The organism is Alistipes sp. UBA6068 (genome assembly GCF_949428155.1).
In the GTDB taxonomy this organism is placed as follows: domain Bacteria; phylum Bacteroidota; class Bacteroidia; order Bacteroidales; family Rikenellaceae; genus Alistipes; species Alistipes muris.
Genome location: NZ_CASQFS010000010.1, coordinates 68,427 through 82,936, shown reverse-complemented (window position 1 = coordinate 82,936; position 14,510 = coordinate 68,427). Strand labels below are relative to the sequence as shown.

Annotated in this window: 24 protein-coding genes and 1 tRNA gene; 2 read left to right on the top strand and 23 right to left on the bottom strand. The window is 55.1% G+C overall.

All coding sequences use genetic code 11. The annotated features are described in order from the left end of the window. Positions 1-1,251: 1,251 nt before the first annotated feature. Together QVG21_RS07295 and QVG21_RS07290 are read left to right on the top strand one after the other, a co-directional pair. On the top strand, positions 1,252-1,869 hold the full coding sequence (locus QVG21_RS07295; protein ID WP_287923569.1) for a signal peptidase II: 618 nt from the start codon (positions 1,252-1,254) through the stop codon (positions 1,867-1,869). Between the two features lie 157 nt (positions 1,870-2,026). Then, positions 2,027-2,108: transfer RNA gene (locus tag QVG21_RS07290), tRNA-Leu, on the top strand. A 199-nt stretch (positions 2,109-2,307) separates the two neighbouring features. On the opposite strand, the gene rplQ is transcribed toward QVG21_RS07290, so the two are convergent. From rplQ to rpsC, 23 genes are all read right to left on the bottom strand, one after another. Further along, positions 2,308-2,928, bottom strand: coding sequence for a 50S ribosomal protein L17 (gene rplQ / locus QVG21_RS07285; protein WP_287923567.1), 621 nt, complete (start codon positions 2,926-2,928; stop codon positions 2,308-2,310). A gap of 2 nt (positions 2,929-2,930) precedes the next feature. Next, positions 2,931-3,923 carry a DNA-directed RNA polymerase subunit alpha gene (locus QVG21_RS07280; protein ID WP_287923564.1) on the bottom strand — a complete coding sequence of 331 codons (993 nt, stop codon included), beginning with the start codon at positions 3,921-3,923 and terminating at the stop codon, positions 2,931-2,933. 27 nt (positions 3,924-3,950) lie between these two features. Beyond that, complete coding sequence (gene rpsD / locus QVG21_RS07275) at positions 3,951-4,559, bottom strand: 30S ribosomal protein S4 (RefSeq protein WP_251214492.1); 609 nt, start codon at positions 4,557-4,559, stop codon at positions 3,951-3,953. Positions 4,560-4,608: 49 nt separating this feature from the next. Further along, positions 4,609-4,998: a 30S ribosomal protein S11 gene (gene rpsK, locus QVG21_RS07270; RefSeq protein WP_251214491.1), complete on the bottom strand. Its 390-nt coding sequence runs from the start codon at positions 4,996-4,998 to the stop codon at positions 4,609-4,611. A gap of 13 nt (positions 4,999-5,011) precedes the next feature. Then, positions 5,012-5,392, bottom strand: a complete 381-nt coding sequence (gene rpsM / locus QVG21_RS07265) for a 30S ribosomal protein S13 (protein ID WP_251214490.1) — start codon at positions 5,390-5,392, stop codon at positions 5,012-5,014. 37 nt (positions 5,393-5,429) lie between these two features. Further along, entirely contained in the window at positions 5,430-5,546 is a 117-nt protein-coding gene (gene ykgO, locus QVG21_RS07260) for a type B 50S ribosomal protein L36 (protein WP_010262443.1), read from the bottom strand. A 13-nt stretch (positions 5,547-5,559) separates the two neighbouring features. Further along, complete coding sequence (gene infA / locus QVG21_RS07255; protein WP_251214489.1) at positions 5,560-5,778, bottom strand: translation initiation factor IF-1; 219 nt, start codon at positions 5,776-5,778, stop codon at positions 5,560-5,562. A gap of 6 nt (positions 5,779-5,784) precedes the next feature. Further along, positions 5,785-6,561, bottom strand: coding sequence for a type I methionyl aminopeptidase (gene map / locus QVG21_RS07250; RefSeq protein WP_251214488.1), 777 nt, complete (start codon positions 6,559-6,561; stop codon positions 5,785-5,787). Positions 6,562-6,591: 30 nt separating this feature from the next. After that, positions 6,592-7,974, bottom strand: coding sequence for a preprotein translocase subunit SecY (gene secY, locus QVG21_RS07245; RefSeq protein ID WP_287923536.1), 1,383 nt, complete (start codon positions 7,972-7,974; stop codon positions 6,592-6,594). Positions 7,975-7,996: 22 nt separating this feature from the next. Continuing rightward, a complete protein-coding gene (gene rplO, locus QVG21_RS07240) occupies positions 7,997-8,443 on the bottom strand; it encodes a 50S ribosomal protein L15 (protein WP_251214486.1) in 447 nt (148 codons plus the stop codon). Between the two features lie 27 nt (positions 8,444-8,470). Beyond that, the gene (gene rpmD / locus QVG21_RS07235; protein WP_251214485.1) at positions 8,471-8,653 is read right to left on the bottom strand and encodes a 50S ribosomal protein L30; all 183 of its coding nucleotides are present in this window, start codon (positions 8,651-8,653) and stop codon (positions 8,471-8,473) included. An 11-nt stretch (positions 8,654-8,664) separates the two neighbouring features. Next, positions 8,665-9,183, bottom strand: a complete 519-nt coding sequence (gene rpsE / locus QVG21_RS07230) for a 30S ribosomal protein S5 (protein ID WP_251214484.1) — start codon at positions 9,181-9,183, stop codon at positions 8,665-8,667. 5 nt (positions 9,184-9,188) lie between these two features. After that, complete coding sequence (rplR, locus tag QVG21_RS07225) at positions 9,189-9,551, bottom strand: 50S ribosomal protein L18 (protein WP_251214483.1); 363 nt, start codon at positions 9,549-9,551, stop codon at positions 9,189-9,191. A gap of 16 nt (positions 9,552-9,567) precedes the next feature. Next, entirely contained in the window at positions 9,568-10,155 is a 588-nt protein-coding gene (gene rplF / locus QVG21_RS07220) for a 50S ribosomal protein L6 (protein ID WP_279129912.1), read from the bottom strand. Between the two features lie 25 nt (positions 10,156-10,180). Next, positions 10,181-10,579, bottom strand: coding sequence for a 30S ribosomal protein S8 (gene rpsH, locus QVG21_RS07215; protein WP_251214481.1), 399 nt, complete (start codon positions 10,577-10,579; stop codon positions 10,181-10,183). Between the two features lie 667 nt (positions 10,580-11,246). Beyond that, entirely contained in the window at positions 11,247-11,543 is a 297-nt protein-coding gene (gene rpsN / locus QVG21_RS07210; RefSeq protein WP_251214480.1) for a 30S ribosomal protein S14, read from the bottom strand. A gap of 3 nt (positions 11,544-11,546) precedes the next feature. Further along, positions 11,547-12,104: a 50S ribosomal protein L5 gene (rplE, locus tag QVG21_RS07205; protein WP_287923526.1), complete on the bottom strand. Its 558-nt coding sequence runs from the start codon at positions 12,102-12,104 to the stop codon at positions 11,547-11,549. Then, positions 12,104-12,427: a 50S ribosomal protein L24 gene (gene rplX / locus QVG21_RS07200; protein ID WP_148468471.1), complete on the bottom strand. Its 324-nt coding sequence runs from the start codon at positions 12,425-12,427 to the stop codon at positions 12,104-12,106. The genes rplE and rplX overlap by 1 nt, the downstream gene beginning before the upstream one ends. Before the next feature lie 20 nt (positions 12,428-12,447). Next, entirely contained in the window at positions 12,448-12,813 is a 366-nt protein-coding gene (gene rplN / locus QVG21_RS07195; RefSeq protein WP_018696462.1) for a 50S ribosomal protein L14, read from the bottom strand. Positions 12,814-12,815: 2 nt separating this feature from the next. After that, complete coding sequence (gene rpsQ / locus QVG21_RS07190) at positions 12,816-13,082, bottom strand: 30S ribosomal protein S17 (RefSeq protein WP_370649667.1); 267 nt, start codon at positions 13,080-13,082, stop codon at positions 12,816-12,818. Next, positions 13,079-13,270: a 50S ribosomal protein L29 gene (gene rpmC / locus QVG21_RS07185; RefSeq protein ID WP_148468469.1), complete on the bottom strand. Its 192-nt coding sequence runs from the start codon at positions 13,268-13,270 to the stop codon at positions 13,079-13,081. The genes rpsQ and rpmC overlap by 4 nt, the downstream gene beginning before the upstream one ends. 11 nt (positions 13,271-13,281) lie before the next feature. Next, positions 13,282-13,710 carry a 50S ribosomal protein L16 gene (gene rplP, locus QVG21_RS07180; protein ID WP_148468468.1) on the bottom strand — a complete coding sequence of 143 codons (429 nt, stop codon included), beginning with the start codon at positions 13,708-13,710 and terminating at the stop codon, positions 13,282-13,284. A gap of 26 nt (positions 13,711-13,736) precedes the next feature. Then, entirely contained in the window at positions 13,737-14,507 is a 771-nt protein-coding gene (gene rpsC / locus QVG21_RS07175; RefSeq protein ID WP_148468467.1) for a 30S ribosomal protein S3, read from the bottom strand. Between the last annotated feature and the right edge of the window lie 3 nt (positions 14,508-14,510).

Below are 14,510 nucleotides of genomic sequence, written 5' to 3'. Positions count from 1 at the left end.
AAGCCTGCCGCTAGCGTTCATCCTGAGCCAGGATCAAACTCTCCATTGTATAAAAAATAATGTATTGTTAGAGTCCTGACTATTTCTATTTCCTTAAAGGAAATTGACAGATAAATACTACATTTCTATTTCTCTCAAAAATAACCAGTAATTCAAAGAACCTGTGAAAAAACCGCATTTTGCGATGCGAAAGGACTGCAAAGATATGTCATCTTTTTCAATCCTGCAAATATTTTTTTTCAAGAACGTTGCATTTTCTGAATTTTCACCGTTCACTCAAGGATTTCGAACTCCTCTATTGCAAACCTTCAATCTTTGTAAGAACCGTGTTTTCTCAAATGCGGATGCAAAGGTAACGACATTTTTTGAACCTGCAAATATTTTCACATCTTTTTTCATAAAAAAGTTGAAAAAGTCCCAAAAACGGGCCAGAACAAGGCTATACCTTAATATATAAGAATAAAGCGCTCCGTCCATATCATACATCGCGATCAACAAAATCGAACCGCTCGGCCAAAAAGAATCCGGCCAAACGATTCTCTCACTAAATTTACACCCGCAAAGGCAGTCTCCACCCGGAATGGCATGGGCTACGGTTCATTTTTCCTGCCGCGGCACAGCCCGAACAAATTCGGCGCCGCGCTCGGCTTGTCGAAAAGGTACGCCAGCGAGGTAAGGCAGATTCAGCAATCCGCTGACGGCGCATCGCCGAAAGACTAAAACGTTTTAGCAGGCTGTTAAAACGTTTCAATACGCCGTCAGTTATTCATTCCAGTCCGAGCCGGGGCTTCTGTTGGGATTCTTCGGCACGGTTCATCCGAGCGATTGCTTCAGCGCCTGCTGCGGGCAACCGCCACTGTACGACGGGAGCCTTGACGCTCGTCGGCACAGAGGGCGTTGTGTGGTGCTCGTCGTCTTACGTTGCCGGCAATCAAAACGCCTGCGATTGCTGGTACCGTTCGGGACTTGTCCACCCAATGGCTGCCGGAAACCGAGCCTACGGTTTCTCCGTGCGCTGCGTCCAGCATCTGCCGGACTGCCTTTTAATTAATGTTTTACTTTACCGCCGCGCTGCGCTCGGTTTAGATAGGCTGCGGCTCGGCAATCCCCAAATAAATTTGGGATTGCTCTCGCCTTGCACTTTACCGCCGCGATGCGTCGGTTTAGATAGGCTGCGGCTCGGCAATCCCCAAATAAATTTGGGATTGCTCTCGCCTTGCACTATCTTTGTGCATACGAAAACCAAAAACAATGACTGTCAAAAAAGTATCCCTGCTTGTAATTGCGCTGCTTATAGCCGACCAAGCCCTCAAGATATGGGTCAAGACCCACATGCACCTCGACGAAGCGATTATCGTCTTCCCCGACTGGTTCCAACTCCGCTTTATCGAAAACAACGGAGCGGCATTCGGCATGCACATAGCGTCGGGCGGCGGCTTCGACTGGGGCAAACTGCTGCTGGGCATTTTCCGCGTCGTACTGGCGGGAGGCATCGCATGGCTGATCGGCCGGCTGCTCCGCCAACGCAAAGAAACGCCGTCAGGGGTGATCGTCGGTCTGGCGCTGATTTTCGCCGGAGCGGTGGGCAACATTCTCGACAGCGCATTCTACGGACTGCTGTTCTCCGAATCGACGCCTTATTCAGTCGCCCGATTCGGCGGCCACTACGCAGGATTCATGATGGGAAAAGTCGTCGACATGTTCTATTTCCCGCTGTTTCAATGGAACAGCGTACCGCGATTCCTGCGCTTTCTGGTCGACAGCAACAACTATTTCTTCGGAGCCATTTTCAATCTGGCCGATGCGTACATCTCTGTGGCGGTAGTCTACTTGCTGTTATTCCAATACAAATTCCTCGACAAGCAGTAACCAGCCAAGGCCGCATTCATATAGCTTCCCCGGCCACGGCAAGTTCAACTTATCGGAAACGGGCTTATTAATAACTCAACCGCAAACAACATTTTTTCTTCCGATTTTTTGGAAGTTCAGAAAAAAGCGCTATCTTTGCACTCCGTAAATCCTACATGCCCAGGTGGCGGAATAGGTAGACGCGCACGTTTCAGGTGCGTGTGCCGCAAGGCGTGCAGGTTCGATTCCTGTCCTGGGCACTGAAACCCCGTTGAACATAAGTTCAACGGGGTTTTGCTTTATCCGGCAATAACCCGAAACGAATCCGGCCCGCAGAACAAAACGCCGCCAAACGCCAACAAAGCGATTGGCCAAAGCCATTTATATGGCGAAAGTATGCAAAAACAATCCGCGACGCAACGGAATGTTGCGGCGCGGATACGAAACGGGAAGACGAAACTACATCTTCTTACCGACGTTGGTCTTCTTAGCAACCTTGGGAGCAGCCGTTTTCGCGGCGGCAGCCTTAGGAGCCTTGGGAGCGGCAGCCTTCTTAGGAGCTGCGGCCTTTTTGGGAGCAGCCTTGGAAGTCTCCGTGCTCTCGGCATTCTCGACAACGGTAGCCTCCTCGACAGCGTCGGTGGTCTTCTTGGCACGCGAACGACGCGTCTTGGGCTTGGCCTCAGCAGCCGCTGCGGGAGCAACGCCGAGCGTATAAGCCTCGTTGAAGTCGACGAACTCGATGATACACATGTCGGCAGCGTCGCCGAGACGGAACCCGGTCTTGAGGATACGGGTGTAACCGCCGGGGCGCGAAGCGATCTTGGGCGCGATAGTCCGGAACAACTCCGTGACGGCCTCCTTCTGCTTGAGGTAGGAGAAAACGACGCGGCGCGAATGGGTCGTATCCTCTTTGGACTTGGTTACCAGAGGCTCGATGAACATGCGCACAGCCTTGGCTTTGGCGACCGTGGTCTCGATACGCTTATGCAGGATAAGCGACGAAGCCATGTTCGAGAGCATCGCTTTGCGGTGTCCCGCCTGACGGCCGAGGTGGTTGAAATTCTTATTGTGTCTCATAATTAATCTTTGTCAAGTTTGTAGATAGAAACATCCATACCGAACTTAAGGTTCAACGAAGTCAGCAACTCGTCGAGCTCCGTGAGCGACTTCTTGCCGAAGTTGCGGAACTTCAGCAAATCGTTGCGGTTGAGCTTGACCAAATCGCCCACCGTATCGACGTCGGCAGCCTTGAGGCAATTCAGCGCACGCACGGAAAGGTCCTGGTCGGAGAGCTTGGTCTTCAGGAGCTGACGCATGTGGAGCACGTCCTCGTCGAACTCCTCGGCACCGTTGTTATCCTCCATGTTGACGGTGATTTTCTCGTCGGAGAAGAGCATGAAGTGCTGAATGAGAATCCGGGCGGCCTCCTTGAGCGCCTCCTTGGGATGGATCGACCCGTCGGTCGTAATCTCCAGATTCAACTTTTCATAGTCGGTCTTCTGCTCGACGCGGTAGTTCTCGATGGAATACTTCACGTTTTTGATAGGCGTGAAGATGGAATCTATCGGGAGCGTACCGATTTCGGACTCGGCAGGAGCGTTCTCCTCGGCGGGCACGTAACCGCGGCCCTTGCCGATGGTGATCGTCAGCTGCATCTTGGTACCGGGAGCGAGGTGGCAGATAACCAACTCGGGATTGAGCACCTTGAAGAACGACAGATAATTAGAAATGTATCCGGCAGTCAGCTCCGTCACACCCGCAACGTTAATGGAGACCTTCTCGGCGTCCTGATTGTCGACTGTGCGGATAAAACGAACCTGCTTCAGACTGAGGATGATATTCAACATATCCTCCATCACTCCGGGGATCGCGGCGAACTCGTGATCGACACCGGCTACCTTGACGGTCGTGATTGCGTAACCCTCCAGCGAAGAGAGCAGAATCCGGCGCAAGGCGTTACCGACAGTCATGCCGAACCCGGGCTCCAACGGCCGGAACTCGAACTTTCCGAACGAAGAAGTGGATTCAAGCATAATAACCTTCTCAGGTTTCTGGAATGCTAATATTGCCATAACAATGAACGTGAATTTTGCTGATTACTACTTCGAGTACAACTCGACGATGAGCTGCTCCTTGATATTCTCCGGAATGGCCTCGCGTTCGGGTTTCTGGAGGAATTTGCCACTCATCGAAGCGTTGTCCCACTCAAGCCATGCGTAACGGCTGCGGTTGCCGCCGGCCAGCGAAGCAGCGATCACCTCGAGGCTCTTGGACTTCTCGCGAACCGAGACGATGTCGCCTGCACGCAACGAATACGAAGGGATATTCACGACATTGCCATTGACGCAGATATGGCGGTGCGAAACGAGCTGACGGGCAGCGGCGCGCGTGGGCGCGATACCGAGACGGTACACGACGTTGTCCAAACGGCACTCGAGCAGCTTCAGCAGGTTCTCACCCGTGATACCGCCCATGCGTGCGGCCTGCTCGTAAGTACGCGAGAACTGCTTCTCCAACAACCCGTAGGTATACTTGGCCTTCTGCTTCTCGCTGAGCTGCGTACCGTACTCCGACACCTTTTTACGCTTGCGCGCCAGACCGTGCTGTCCGGGAGGATAGTTACGCTTCTCGAGCACCTTGTCCGCCCCGTAAATGGCTTCGCCGAACTTTCTGGCGATTTTCGATTTTGGTCCTATGTATTTTCCCATGATCTTTGACGTAATTAAATAACTGTAAGATGAATGTACCGGCGCGGAACTATACGCGGCGGCGGTTGGGAGCGCGGCAGCCGTTGTGCGGCAGCGGCGTAACGTCGATGATCTCCATCACCTCGATACCGGCGCCGTGAATCGTACGCACGGCCGACTCGCGGCCGGCACCCGGACCCTTGACGTAAACCTTGACCTTGCGCAGACCCATGTCGTAAGCGACCTTGGCGCAATCGGCGGCCGAAGTCTGAGCGGCATAGGGAGTATTCTTCTTAGAACCACGGAAGCCCATCTTACCGGCCGAAGACCAGCTGATCACATCGCCGTTCTCGTTGGTGATGGTGATGATTACGTTGTTGAAAGTCGAATGTACATAGGCATTGCCCATGGCACCCACCTTAACAACCTTTTTCTTGACTGTTCCAGTTTTCTTTGCCATAATTCTCTAAAGATTACTTTGTTGCCTTTTTCTTGTTAGCGACGGTCTTCTTGCGTCCCTTGCGGGTACGGGCGTTGTTCTTGGTCGACTGACCGCGAACCGGAAGTCCCAGGCGGTGACGGATACCGCGGTAGCAGCCGATGTCCATCAGACGCTTGATGTTGAGCTGGACCATCGAACGGCATTCGCCCTCGACCTTGATGCCCATGTCGGCGATCGTCGAACGGATAGCACCTACCTGGTCATCCGTCCAATCCTGAACCTTGACGTCGTAGCTGATACCAGCTCCGTCGAGAATCTTGCGAGCCGTGGAGCGACCGACACCGTAGATATAGGTCAGGCCGATCTCGCCTCTCTTGTTTTTGGGTAAATCTACACCAACTATACGTGCCATAAAATTCTTTTTCTACTTTAACTTACTTGTTGAAATACTACCCCTGGCGCATCTTGAACTTGGGATTCTTCTTGCAGATGACGTAAAGTTTGCCCTTACGCTTCACAATCTTGCAATCCTCGCTGCGCTTCTTGATGGATGCTTTTACTTTCATAGTCTTAAAGCGATTATTTGTACCTGAAAGAAATGCGGCCTTTCGACAAGTCGTAGGGCGTCATTTCCACTTTCACTTTGTCCCCGGGAAGGATTTTGATGTAGTGCATGCGCATCTTTCCCGAGATGTGGGCCGTCAACACGTGGCCGTTGTCCAGTTCGACGCGGAACATGGCGTTGGACAGGGCCTCGATGATCGTGCCGTCGCGTTCGATAGCAGCTTGTTTTGCCATTGAGTCTTAGTTGTTTATAGCTTGTTCGATGATACTGAAATCCGTCAGCACGTCGGGTCCGTCTTTCCGTACGGCCACTGCGAATTCGTAGTGGGCCGCAGGTTTGCGGTCCCGGGTGCGGACCGTCCAGCCGTCGCGCTCGAAAACCACCGCTTTGGTCCCCATGTTGATCATGGGCTCGATGCAGATTACCATGCCTTCCTTCAGAAGCGGACCTCTGCCACGTGCGCCGTAGTTGGGAACACCGGGGTCTTCGTGCATCTTGCGACCCAAACCGTGTCCCTCCAACTCGCGCACAACGCCGTAGCCGAAACGCTCGGCGTGCTCCTGAACGGCCGCCGACACGTCGCCTACGCGATTGCCGGCCTTGGCCTGCGCCGTACCTTTATAAAGCGCCTCTTTGGTGACTTCCATCAGCTGCCGTACTTCCTCGGCGACCTCTCCCACGGCGAACGTATACGCCGAATCACCAACAAACCCCTTCATAAACGTACCGCAATCGACCGAAACGATGTCGCCCTCCCTGAGGACGCAGTCTGCGGACGGGATACCGTGAACTACCTGTTCGTTAACCGAAATACACAACGAAGCGGGAAATCCCTGATACCCGAGGAAAGCGGGAACTGCCCCGTGCGCGCGGATGAAATCCTCGGCAATACGGTCCAACTCCAGCGTCGTGACGCCCGGACGAATGTGGCGGCCCACCTCGGCCAGCGTCTGCGACACCAGGATGTTGTTCTCACGGAGCAGTTCGATCTCCTCGTCTGTCTTCAAATAGATCATTCTTCGCTAAGAATCTCGTCGGAAAAACTCCTAATGACGCCCCTGGATACGTCCGGTCTTCATCAGACCGTCGTAATGGCGCATCAGCAGGTAGCTCTCTATCTGCTTGAGAGTGTCGAGCACCACGCCGACCATAATCAGCAGCGACGTACCTCCGTAGAAGTAGGCGAACGCCTGCTGAATGCCCAGGAACTTCATGGCCAGTGCGGGCAGGATCGCCACGACGGCCAGGAATACCGAACCGGGAAGGGTGATGCGCGTCATGATGGTATCGATGTAGTTCACCGTCTGCTTGCCCGGTTTCACTCCCGGGATAAAGCCTCCGTTGCGCTTCATGTCATCGGCCATCATTTGAGGATTGATGATAATCGCCGTGTAGAAGTAGGTGAAGACGATTACCAGCACTGCCAGCGTAAAGTTGTACCAGAAACCCGTCATCGTGCTGAAGGCGGCAGCGAAGCCGGGAGCCACGTTGGCGAACAGCGCGGGGATGAACATCAGCGCCTGCGCGAAGATGATCGGCATGACATTTGCCGCATTCATCTTCAGCGGGATGTACTGACGCACGCCTCCGTACTGCTTGTTGCCCACGATACGCTTGGCATACTGTACAGGCACCTTGCGGACGGCCTGCACCAGGGCGATCGTAGCCATGAAGACCAGGAACAGCAGCACGAGCTCGAAGATCAGCATGATGGCGCTACCGGTGGCCGTCTGGATGCGCGCGTTGACCTCGGCCAGCAGCGCATGGGGAAGACGGGCCACGATACCGATCATGATGATCAGCGAGATACCGTTGCCGATGCCTTTGTCGGTGATCTTCTCGCCCAGCCACATGATGAACATGGTACCGGCGATGAGAATCGTCGTCGCATAGCATACGAACCCGAACGAGTTGCCGTAGACGAACGCGGTGGGGACCTGATGGTAGAGGTTGGCGATGTAGGCCGGACCCTGCAACAGGAGCACGCCGATGGTGAGGAAGCGCGTCCACTGGTTCATCTTGCGGCGGCCGCTCTCACCCTCCTTCTGCATTTTCTGGAAATACGGAATCATCATACCCATAAGCTGGATGACGATCGAAGCGGTGATATACGGCATGACTCCGAGTGCAAAGATGGCAGCGTTGCCGAACGCACCGCCGGAGAAGACGTCCAACAGACCCAGAAGTCCGTTGCCCTCCAACTGGCTGGCATACGCCGAACCCTCGCCCAACGCGTTGGGGTCGATGCCCGGAATCACGATGAAACTACCCAAGCGGTAGACCAGGAGCAAGCCGATGGTGTAGATGACACGCTTGCGGAGCTCCTCGATCTTATAGATATTCTTGAGCGTTTCGACCAATTTCTTGTTGGTCGCCAAGATAGCGATAACCACTAAAAAGACGATACCAACAACAAGATACTGATTCATAATTGTGGGATTCTAAGATTCCTTACAGTTTTTCGGCGCTGCCGCCTGCCGCTGCAATCGCCTCGGCGGCGCTCTTCGAGAAAGCGTGCGCCTTGACCGTCAGCTTCTTGGTCAGCTGGCCGTTGCCGAGAATCTTCACCTTGTCGTTCGACGAAATGAAACCTGCGGCGACGAGCGTCTCGACGGTAATCTCCGTGAGCGACTTCTTGCCAGCCAGCTCTTCGAGCGTCGAAAGGTTGATGGGCTTAAATTCCACACGCTTCAGGTTCGTGAAACCGAACTTCGGAAGACGGCGCTGGAGCGGCATCTGACCGCCCTCGAATCCCAGCTTGCGCGAGTAGCCCGAGCGCGACTGCGCACCCTTGTTACCACGGGTCGCATAACCGCCGTGGCCCGAACCTGCACCGCGGCCGACACGTTTGTCGTGGTGCGTAGAACCCTTTGCGGGTTTGAGATTATTGAGTTCCATCCTAAAATGATCTTCTTGTGGTTAAACTTATGCTACCGTCTCGACCTTGACCAAGTGCTTCACACGCTCGATCATGCCCTTGATGATAGCCGAATCCTCGTGCTCGACGCTTGCGTTGATCTTCTTGAGACCCAGCGCGTCGAGGTTCCGGCACTGACGCTCCGTGGCGCCGATGCGGCTCTTTATCTGAGTGATTTTCAACTTTGCCATTTGTCCGGAAATTAACCGTTAAACACCTTGTCCATCGAGATGCCGCGCAGACGGGCCACGCTGTAGGCGTCGCGCAGTTCGCACAGCGCACCGATGGTCGCCTTCACCAAGTTGTGGGGGTTCGACGAACCCTTGCTCTTGGCAAGCACGTTCTTGATACCCAGCGATTCGAGCACGGCACGCATGGCACCGCCGGCGATGATACCGGTACCGGGAGCGGCAGGACGAATCATGACCTGCGAACCGCCGTAACGATACTCCTGCTTGTGGGGAATCGTACCCTTGATAACGGGAATCTTCACCAGGTTCTTCTTGGCATCCTCCACGCCCTTGGCGATGGCGGCCTGCACTTCCGAAGCCTTGCCCAGACCGTAACCTACGACACCGTCCTCGTTGCCTACGACCACGATGGCCGAGAAGCTGAACGTACGACCGCCCTTGGTCACCTTGGTCACACGCTGAATGCTTACGAGCCGGTCCTTGAGCTCAAGGTCGCTCGTGCGTACTTTCTTTATGTTGGTATTTGACATAACGCTTAGAATTTAAGTCCGCCTTCGCGTGCTGCTTCGGCCAGCTGTTTAACTCTTCCGTGATACAGGTAGCCGTTGCGGTCGAAAGCCACGGTCGTGATGCCCTTGGCTGCGGCACGCTCGGCGGCCAGCTTGCCGACCAGAGCGGCTACTTCGCACTTGTTCTTGCCGGCGACGGCTTCGGCCACCTCCTTGTCCAGCGAGGAAGCCGTGGCGAGGGTCACACCTGCGAGGTCGTCGATAAACTGTACGTAAATCTGCTTGTTGCTGCGGAATACAGTCATGCGAGGCTGTGCGGGCGTTCCGCTGACAATCTTGCGGATACGCATCTTGATCCTCTCTCTTCTTTCTATCTTGTTCAGTGACATAACTTCAGACTATTTACTATTTGGCACCTGCCGATTTGCCGGCCTTGCGGCGCAGCTGTTCGCCTACGAACTTGATACCCTTGCCCTTGTACGGCTCCGGCTTGCGCAGCGAGCGCAACTTGGCGGCTACCTGGCCGACCAGCTGCTTGTCGATGGACTTGAGCGTAACGATGGGGTTGCCCTTCTTCTCGGTCACAGCCGTAGCGGTCACCTCCTTGGGCAGCATGAAGTGCGTGTCGTGCGAATAGCCGAGGCTCATTTCGAGAATCTGGCCCTTGACTTCGGCCTTGAAGCCGACGCCGACCAGCTCCTGCTGAATCTCGTAACCTTTCGATACGCCGATGACCATGTTGTTGATCAGTGCGCGGTAGAGACCGTGCAGCGAGCGATGACGCGGCTGGTTGGTCGGACGCGATACGAGCACGGCAGGGGTTTCCTTCTCCGTGTGGAGGTCCTTGTGCGTGCCGACCTCTACCTTGATGTCCGAGTCGACTTTCTGACTCAGCGTCCCGAGTGGCCCTTTCACGCTTACCGTATTGTCGGCAGCGACTTCCACGGTCACGCCGGCGGGCAGGTTTACAGGTAATTTACCAATTCTTGACATTGTGGTTGTGTTTAGTGTTTTCCGATTAGTAGATGTAGCACAGCACTTCGCCGCCGACATTTTCCTGACGCGCCTTGGCGTCAGTCATGATGCCCTTGGAGGTCGAAACGATGGCGATGCCCAGGCCGTTCAGCACACGGGGCATGTCGGCTACCGAAGCGTAGCGGCGAAGACCCGGACGGCTGATGCGCTTGAGGTTCTTGATGGCGTTCGTCTTGGTCGCGGCATCCCACTTCAGAGCGATCTTGATGGTGGGGTGACCCTTTTCGTCGGTGTCGAACTTGTAAGCGAGGATGTAGCCCTGCTCGTAGAGGATCTTCGTGATTTCCTGCTTAATTTTGGAACCAGGAGCTTCAACCACCTTGTGGTTGGCTTTCACTGCATTTCTAATTCTGGTCAGAAAGTCCGCAATAGGATCAGTCATAACGAATAGAAGTTAAAATTAAAAGTTTGTTATTGAGTGTTTTTCGTATCGTCTTCGGAGTTCGGAACCGGGTCCTCGTCCGCGTTCGATCTGGGTTCATGCGCTTCGTCTTCCGCCCTCCCACACACATGCGCGGGCTTTCGCGCAGAATACAAAGCGCGCAAATATACGGATTATTTCTCAAACGGCCAACTTATCGCCTTGTTTTCTAAGCGTTTTGTCGGTCGTTTCAGAAAACGGAGCATGTCAGCATACCCTTTCGTTGCCAACATGTTTCCGTACGGCTCCCGCTTTCAGCCTGTTCGGTCCGTCACAAAAGAGCCACACAGGCCTTTCCGGCCCTGCTTCTCTCTTTCGTTCCGAACCCTTGGCTGCGCAAGAATTCCGTAACAAATGCCCGGTCCCCTCAAGGAGTTCCGCCGTCGGGAAGTTACCGCTTGCGGCGGCACTTTCCCCGACATTGCAACTTCTCTACACGGGCCTGGCACCCGTATCGGCCGTCGTTCCTTCGGCTGACGCCGGGCAATCGCTCCCCCGCCGTCGGCCACAGGCTATGCACCTTCCGGATGCAACGACCTTATGATTCATAGAATCCGGGGCAGGCGGCTTTCGGCCCTCCGCCCCGATTCTTCCCCTCTCCGAGCCTTGCGGCCCGAAAAGCGGTCAACTACCAGCTGGCTTTCGTAACGCCCGGAATCAACCCCTTGGAGGCCATTTCGCGGAACTGGATACGGCTGATGCCGAACAGGCGAATGTAGCCCTTGGGACGACCCGTGATCTTGCAGCGGTTGTGCTGGCGGATGGGATTCGCGTTGCGCGGCAACTTCGACAAGGCGATCCAAGCCTCCTCGTGGTCGATTTCACCGCTTTTCAGCTTGGCTGCAATCTCTTCGCGCTTATGAGCATAGCGGTTGGCGAGCTTCTGACGCTTCACCTCGCGCGCTTTCATTGATTCTTTTGCCATGGCTTAGTTCTTTTTAGCATTTTTGAAAGGCAGGCCGAATTCACGAAGCAGAGCGTAAGCCTCCTCGTCGGTCTTGGCCGTGGTCACGAAAGTGATCTCCATACCGAAAATCTTGGTAATCTTGTCGATGTCGATTTCCGGGAAGATAATCTGCTCGGTGATACCGAGGGTGTAGTTACCCTGGCCGTCGAACTTCTCGTTGATACCCTTGAAGTCGCGGATACGCGGCAGAGCCACGGCAATCAGACGCTCCAGGAACTCGTACATCTTGGCATCGCGCAGCGTAACACGCACGCCGATGGGCATGCCCTTACGCAGCTTGAAGTTCGAGATGTCCTTGCGCGAACGGGTCTGCACGGCCTTCTGACCGGTGATGAGCGACAGCTCGGCTTCGGCCACGTCGATGAGTTTCTTGTCGGCGACAGCCTGGCCCATACCCTGGTTGATGACGATCTTCTGAAGCTTCGGGCACTGCATGACGGTCGAGTAGCCGAACTGCTTCATAAGGGCAGGGACGATCTGCTCCTTATACTGGGTCTTGAGTGTAGGTACGTAAGCCATTATTTGATCTCCTCCCCTGATTTTTTAGCGTAACGAACTAATTTGCCTTTTGCATCTGCCTTGCGGCCCACGCGCGTGGGCTTGCCGCTCTTGGGATCGAGCACCATGAGGTTCGATACGTGGATCGGCGCCTCCTTCTCGACGATGCCTCCCTGGGGGTTCTGGGCATTGGGCTTCGTGGCCTTCTTGCACAGGTTGACACCCTCGACCACGGCACGCTGCTTCGACACCTCGACCTTCAGGACCTTACCCTGCTTGCCTTTGTTGTCGCCGGCCATGACCTGCACCATATCCCCTTTCTTAATATGTAATTTGACTGACATATCCGAAATTATTTTTATGATTACAATACTTCGGGTGCGAGGGAGATGATCTTCATGTACTGGTCGCGCAGCTCGCGAGCCACGGGACCGAAGATACGCGTACCGCGCATTTCACCCTGGTTGTTAAGCAGTACCACGGCGTTGTCGTCGAAACGAATGTACGAACCGTTGGCACGACGGATCTCCTTGGTCGTGCGCACGACCACGGCCTTCGACACGGCGCCCTTCTTGACGTCGCCCGACGGAGTGGCGCTCTTGACCGCAACCACGATCTTGTCGCCGATCGAAGCGTAGCGACGCTTCGTACCGCCGAGTACGCGGATGCAGAGAACCTCCTTCGCACCGCTGTTGTCAGCTACTACGAGTCTACTTTCCTGTTGTATCATAACTACTTAACTCTTTCAATGATTTGTACTAATCTCCAACGCTTCGTCTTGCTCAGAGGGCGCGTCTCCATGATGCGTACGGTATCGCCCTCCTTGCAGGTCTCGTCGAGCGACTCGGCCACGAACTTGGTCGTCTTGTTGACGAACTTGCCGTAGATCGGGTGCTTGACCTTGCGGGCGACGGCAACCACAATGGTCTTCTCCATCTTGTTGCTGACAACCACACCGATACGCTCTTTTCTAAGATTTCTTTCCATAGTCGTAATTATTTGGCGTTTTTCTGGCGCAGGATCGTCAGCATGCGAGCTATGTCTCTGCGGCTCTTCTTAATGATCGACGGGTTCTCGACGGGGGACACCGCATGCTGCACCTTCAGCTTCGCCAGCTGCGCCTTCTCGGTCTCGATGCGCTCGGCGAGGTCCTTGATCGAAATATCCTTGATTTCTGCACTTTTCATGTTGTGTTCCCTTAAATGGTGGTTTCTACGTAGTCGCGACGCACGATGAACTTCGTGGTGATAGGCAGCTTCTGCGCACCCAGACGCAGGGCCTCCTGTGCGATTGCCAGGGGCACACCCTCGGCCTCGAAGAGGATACGGCCGGGCGTAACGGGCGCTACGAAGCCTTCGGGATTACCCTTACCCTTACCCATACGCACCTCGGCGGGCTTCTTCGTGATGGGTTTGTCGGGGAAGATGCGGATCCAGAGCTGTCCTTCACGCTTCATGTATCGGGTGATGGCCTGACGGGCCGCCTCGATCTGGCGACCGGTGATCCAGGCCGATTCGAGTGCCTTGATTGCGAAAGAGCCGGTTGCAAGCTGGTTACCTCTCTGAGCCAAACCTTTCATGCGGCCTTTCTGCATTCTTCTAAACTTGGTCTTTTTCGGCTGTAACATTGTCGTTTTGCTTTAAAAGGTCCTACTTACTGATTGTTCTGACGACGGTCGCCACGACGTCCGCCGCGACGGTCACCGCCGCGACGATCGCCGCCACGGCGCTCGCGACGCTCGCCGCGGTCGCCCGAGGGGGCCTGCGCCGATGCGCCGGCGATCTCGAAGATGTCGCGCTTGCCGTAGACCGTGCCCTGGCAGATCCACACCTTCACGCCCAGGATGCCCACCTTGGTGAGGGCTTCCGTGAGGCAGTAGTCGATGTCGGCACGGAAGGTGTGCAGCGGAATGCGACCCTCCTTGACGGTCTCGGTACGGGCCATCTCGGCGCCGCCCACGCGACCTGCGACCTGGATCTTGATGCCCTCGGCGCCCATGCGCATCGTCGAAGCGACGGCCGTCTTCACGGCGCGGCGAAACGAAACGCGGCCCTCGAGCTGGCGTGCGATGTTCTGACCCACGATCACGGCGTCGATCTCGGGACGCTTCACCTCGAAGATGTTGATCTGGATCTCCTTGCCGGTGAGCTTCTTGAGCTCCTCCTTGAGCTTGTCGACCTCCTGGCCGCCCTTGCCGATGATGATGCCCGGACGCGCCGTCGAGATGGTTACCGTGACGAGCTTCAGCGTGCGCTCGATGATGATCTTCGAGATCGAAGCCTTGGCCAGACGGACATTCAGGTACTTGCGGATCTTGGCGTCCTCGACCAGCTTGTCGGAGAAATCCTTGCCGCCGAACCAGTTGGAATCCCAACCGCGGATGATGCCGAGACGATTTGCTATCGGATTAACTTTCTGTCCCATCTG

Coding starts and splice junctions, on each gene's coding strand:
- QVG21_RS07295 (WP_287923569.1), top strand. CDS start 1,252: ATGACTGTCAAAAAAGTATCCCTGCTTGTAATTGCGCTGCTTATAGCC.
- rplQ (WP_287923567.1), bottom strand. CDS start 2,928: ATGAGACACAATAAGAATTTCAACCACCTCGGCCGTCAGGCGGGACAC.
- QVG21_RS07280 (WP_287923564.1), bottom strand. CDS start 3,923: ATGGCAATATTAGCATTCCAGAAACCTGAGAAGGTTATTATGCTTGAA.
- rpsD (WP_251214492.1), bottom strand. CDS start 4,559: ATGGGAAAATACATAGGACCAAAATCGAAAATCGCCAGAAAGTTCGGC.
- rpsK (WP_251214491.1), bottom strand. CDS start 4,998: ATGGCAAAGAAAACTGGAACAGTCAAGAAAAAGGTTGTTAAGGTGGGT.
- rpsM (WP_251214490.1), bottom strand. CDS start 5,392: ATGGCACGTATAGTTGGTGTAGATTTACCCAAAAACAAGAGAGGCGAG.
- ykgO (WP_010262443.1), bottom strand. CDS start 5,546: ATGAAAGTAAAAGCATCCATCAAGAAGCGCAGCGAGGATTGCAAGATT.
- infA (WP_251214489.1), bottom strand. CDS start 5,778: ATGGCAAAACAAGCTGCTATCGAACGCGACGGCACGATCATCGAGGCC.
- map (WP_251214488.1), bottom strand. CDS start 6,561: ATGATCTATTTGAAGACAGACGAGGAGATCGAACTGCTCCGTGAGAAC.
- secY (WP_287923536.1), bottom strand. CDS start 7,974: ATGAATCAGTATCTTGTTGTTGGTATCGTCTTTTTAGTGGTTATCGCT.
- rplO (WP_251214486.1), bottom strand. CDS start 8,443: ATGGAACTCAATAATCTCAAACCCGCAAAGGGTTCTACGCACCACGAC.
- rpmD (WP_251214485.1), bottom strand. CDS start 8,653: ATGGCAAAGTTGAAAATCACTCAGATAAAGAGCCGCATCGGCGCCACG.
- rpsE (WP_251214484.1), bottom strand. CDS start 9,183: ATGTCAAATACCAACATAAAGAAAGTACGCACGAGCGACCTTGAGCTC.
- rplR (WP_251214483.1), bottom strand. CDS start 9,551: ATGTCACTGAACAAGATAGAAAGAAGAGAGAGGATCAAGATGCGTATC.
- rplF (WP_279129912.1), bottom strand. CDS start 10,155: ATGTCAAGAATTGGTAAATTACCTGTAAACCTGCCCGCCGGCGTGACC.
- rpsH (WP_251214481.1), bottom strand. CDS start 10,579: ATGACTGATCCTATTGCGGACTTTCTGACCAGAATTAGAAATGCAGTG.
- rpsN (WP_251214480.1), bottom strand. CDS start 11,543: ATGGCAAAAGAATCAATGAAAGCGCGCGAGGTGAAGCGTCAGAAGCTC.
- rplE (WP_287923526.1), bottom strand. CDS start 12,104: ATGGCTTACGTACCTACACTCAAGACCCAGTATAAGGAGCAGATCGTC.
- rplX (WP_148468471.1), bottom strand. CDS start 12,427: ATGTCAGTCAAATTACATATTAAGAAAGGGGATATGGTGCAGGTCATG.
- rplN (WP_018696462.1), bottom strand. CDS start 12,813: ATGATACAACAGGAAAGTAGACTCGTAGTAGCTGACAACAGCGGTGCG.
- rpmC (WP_148468469.1), bottom strand. CDS start 13,270: ATGAAAAGTGCAGAAATCAAGGATATTTCGATCAAGGACCTCGCCGAG.
- rplP (WP_148468468.1), bottom strand. CDS start 13,710: ATGTTACAGCCGAAAAAGACCAAGTTTAGAAGAATGCAGAAAGGCCGC.
- rpsC (WP_148468467.1), bottom strand. CDS start 14,507: ATGGGACAGAAAGTTAATCCGATAGCAAATCGTCTCGGCATCATCCGC.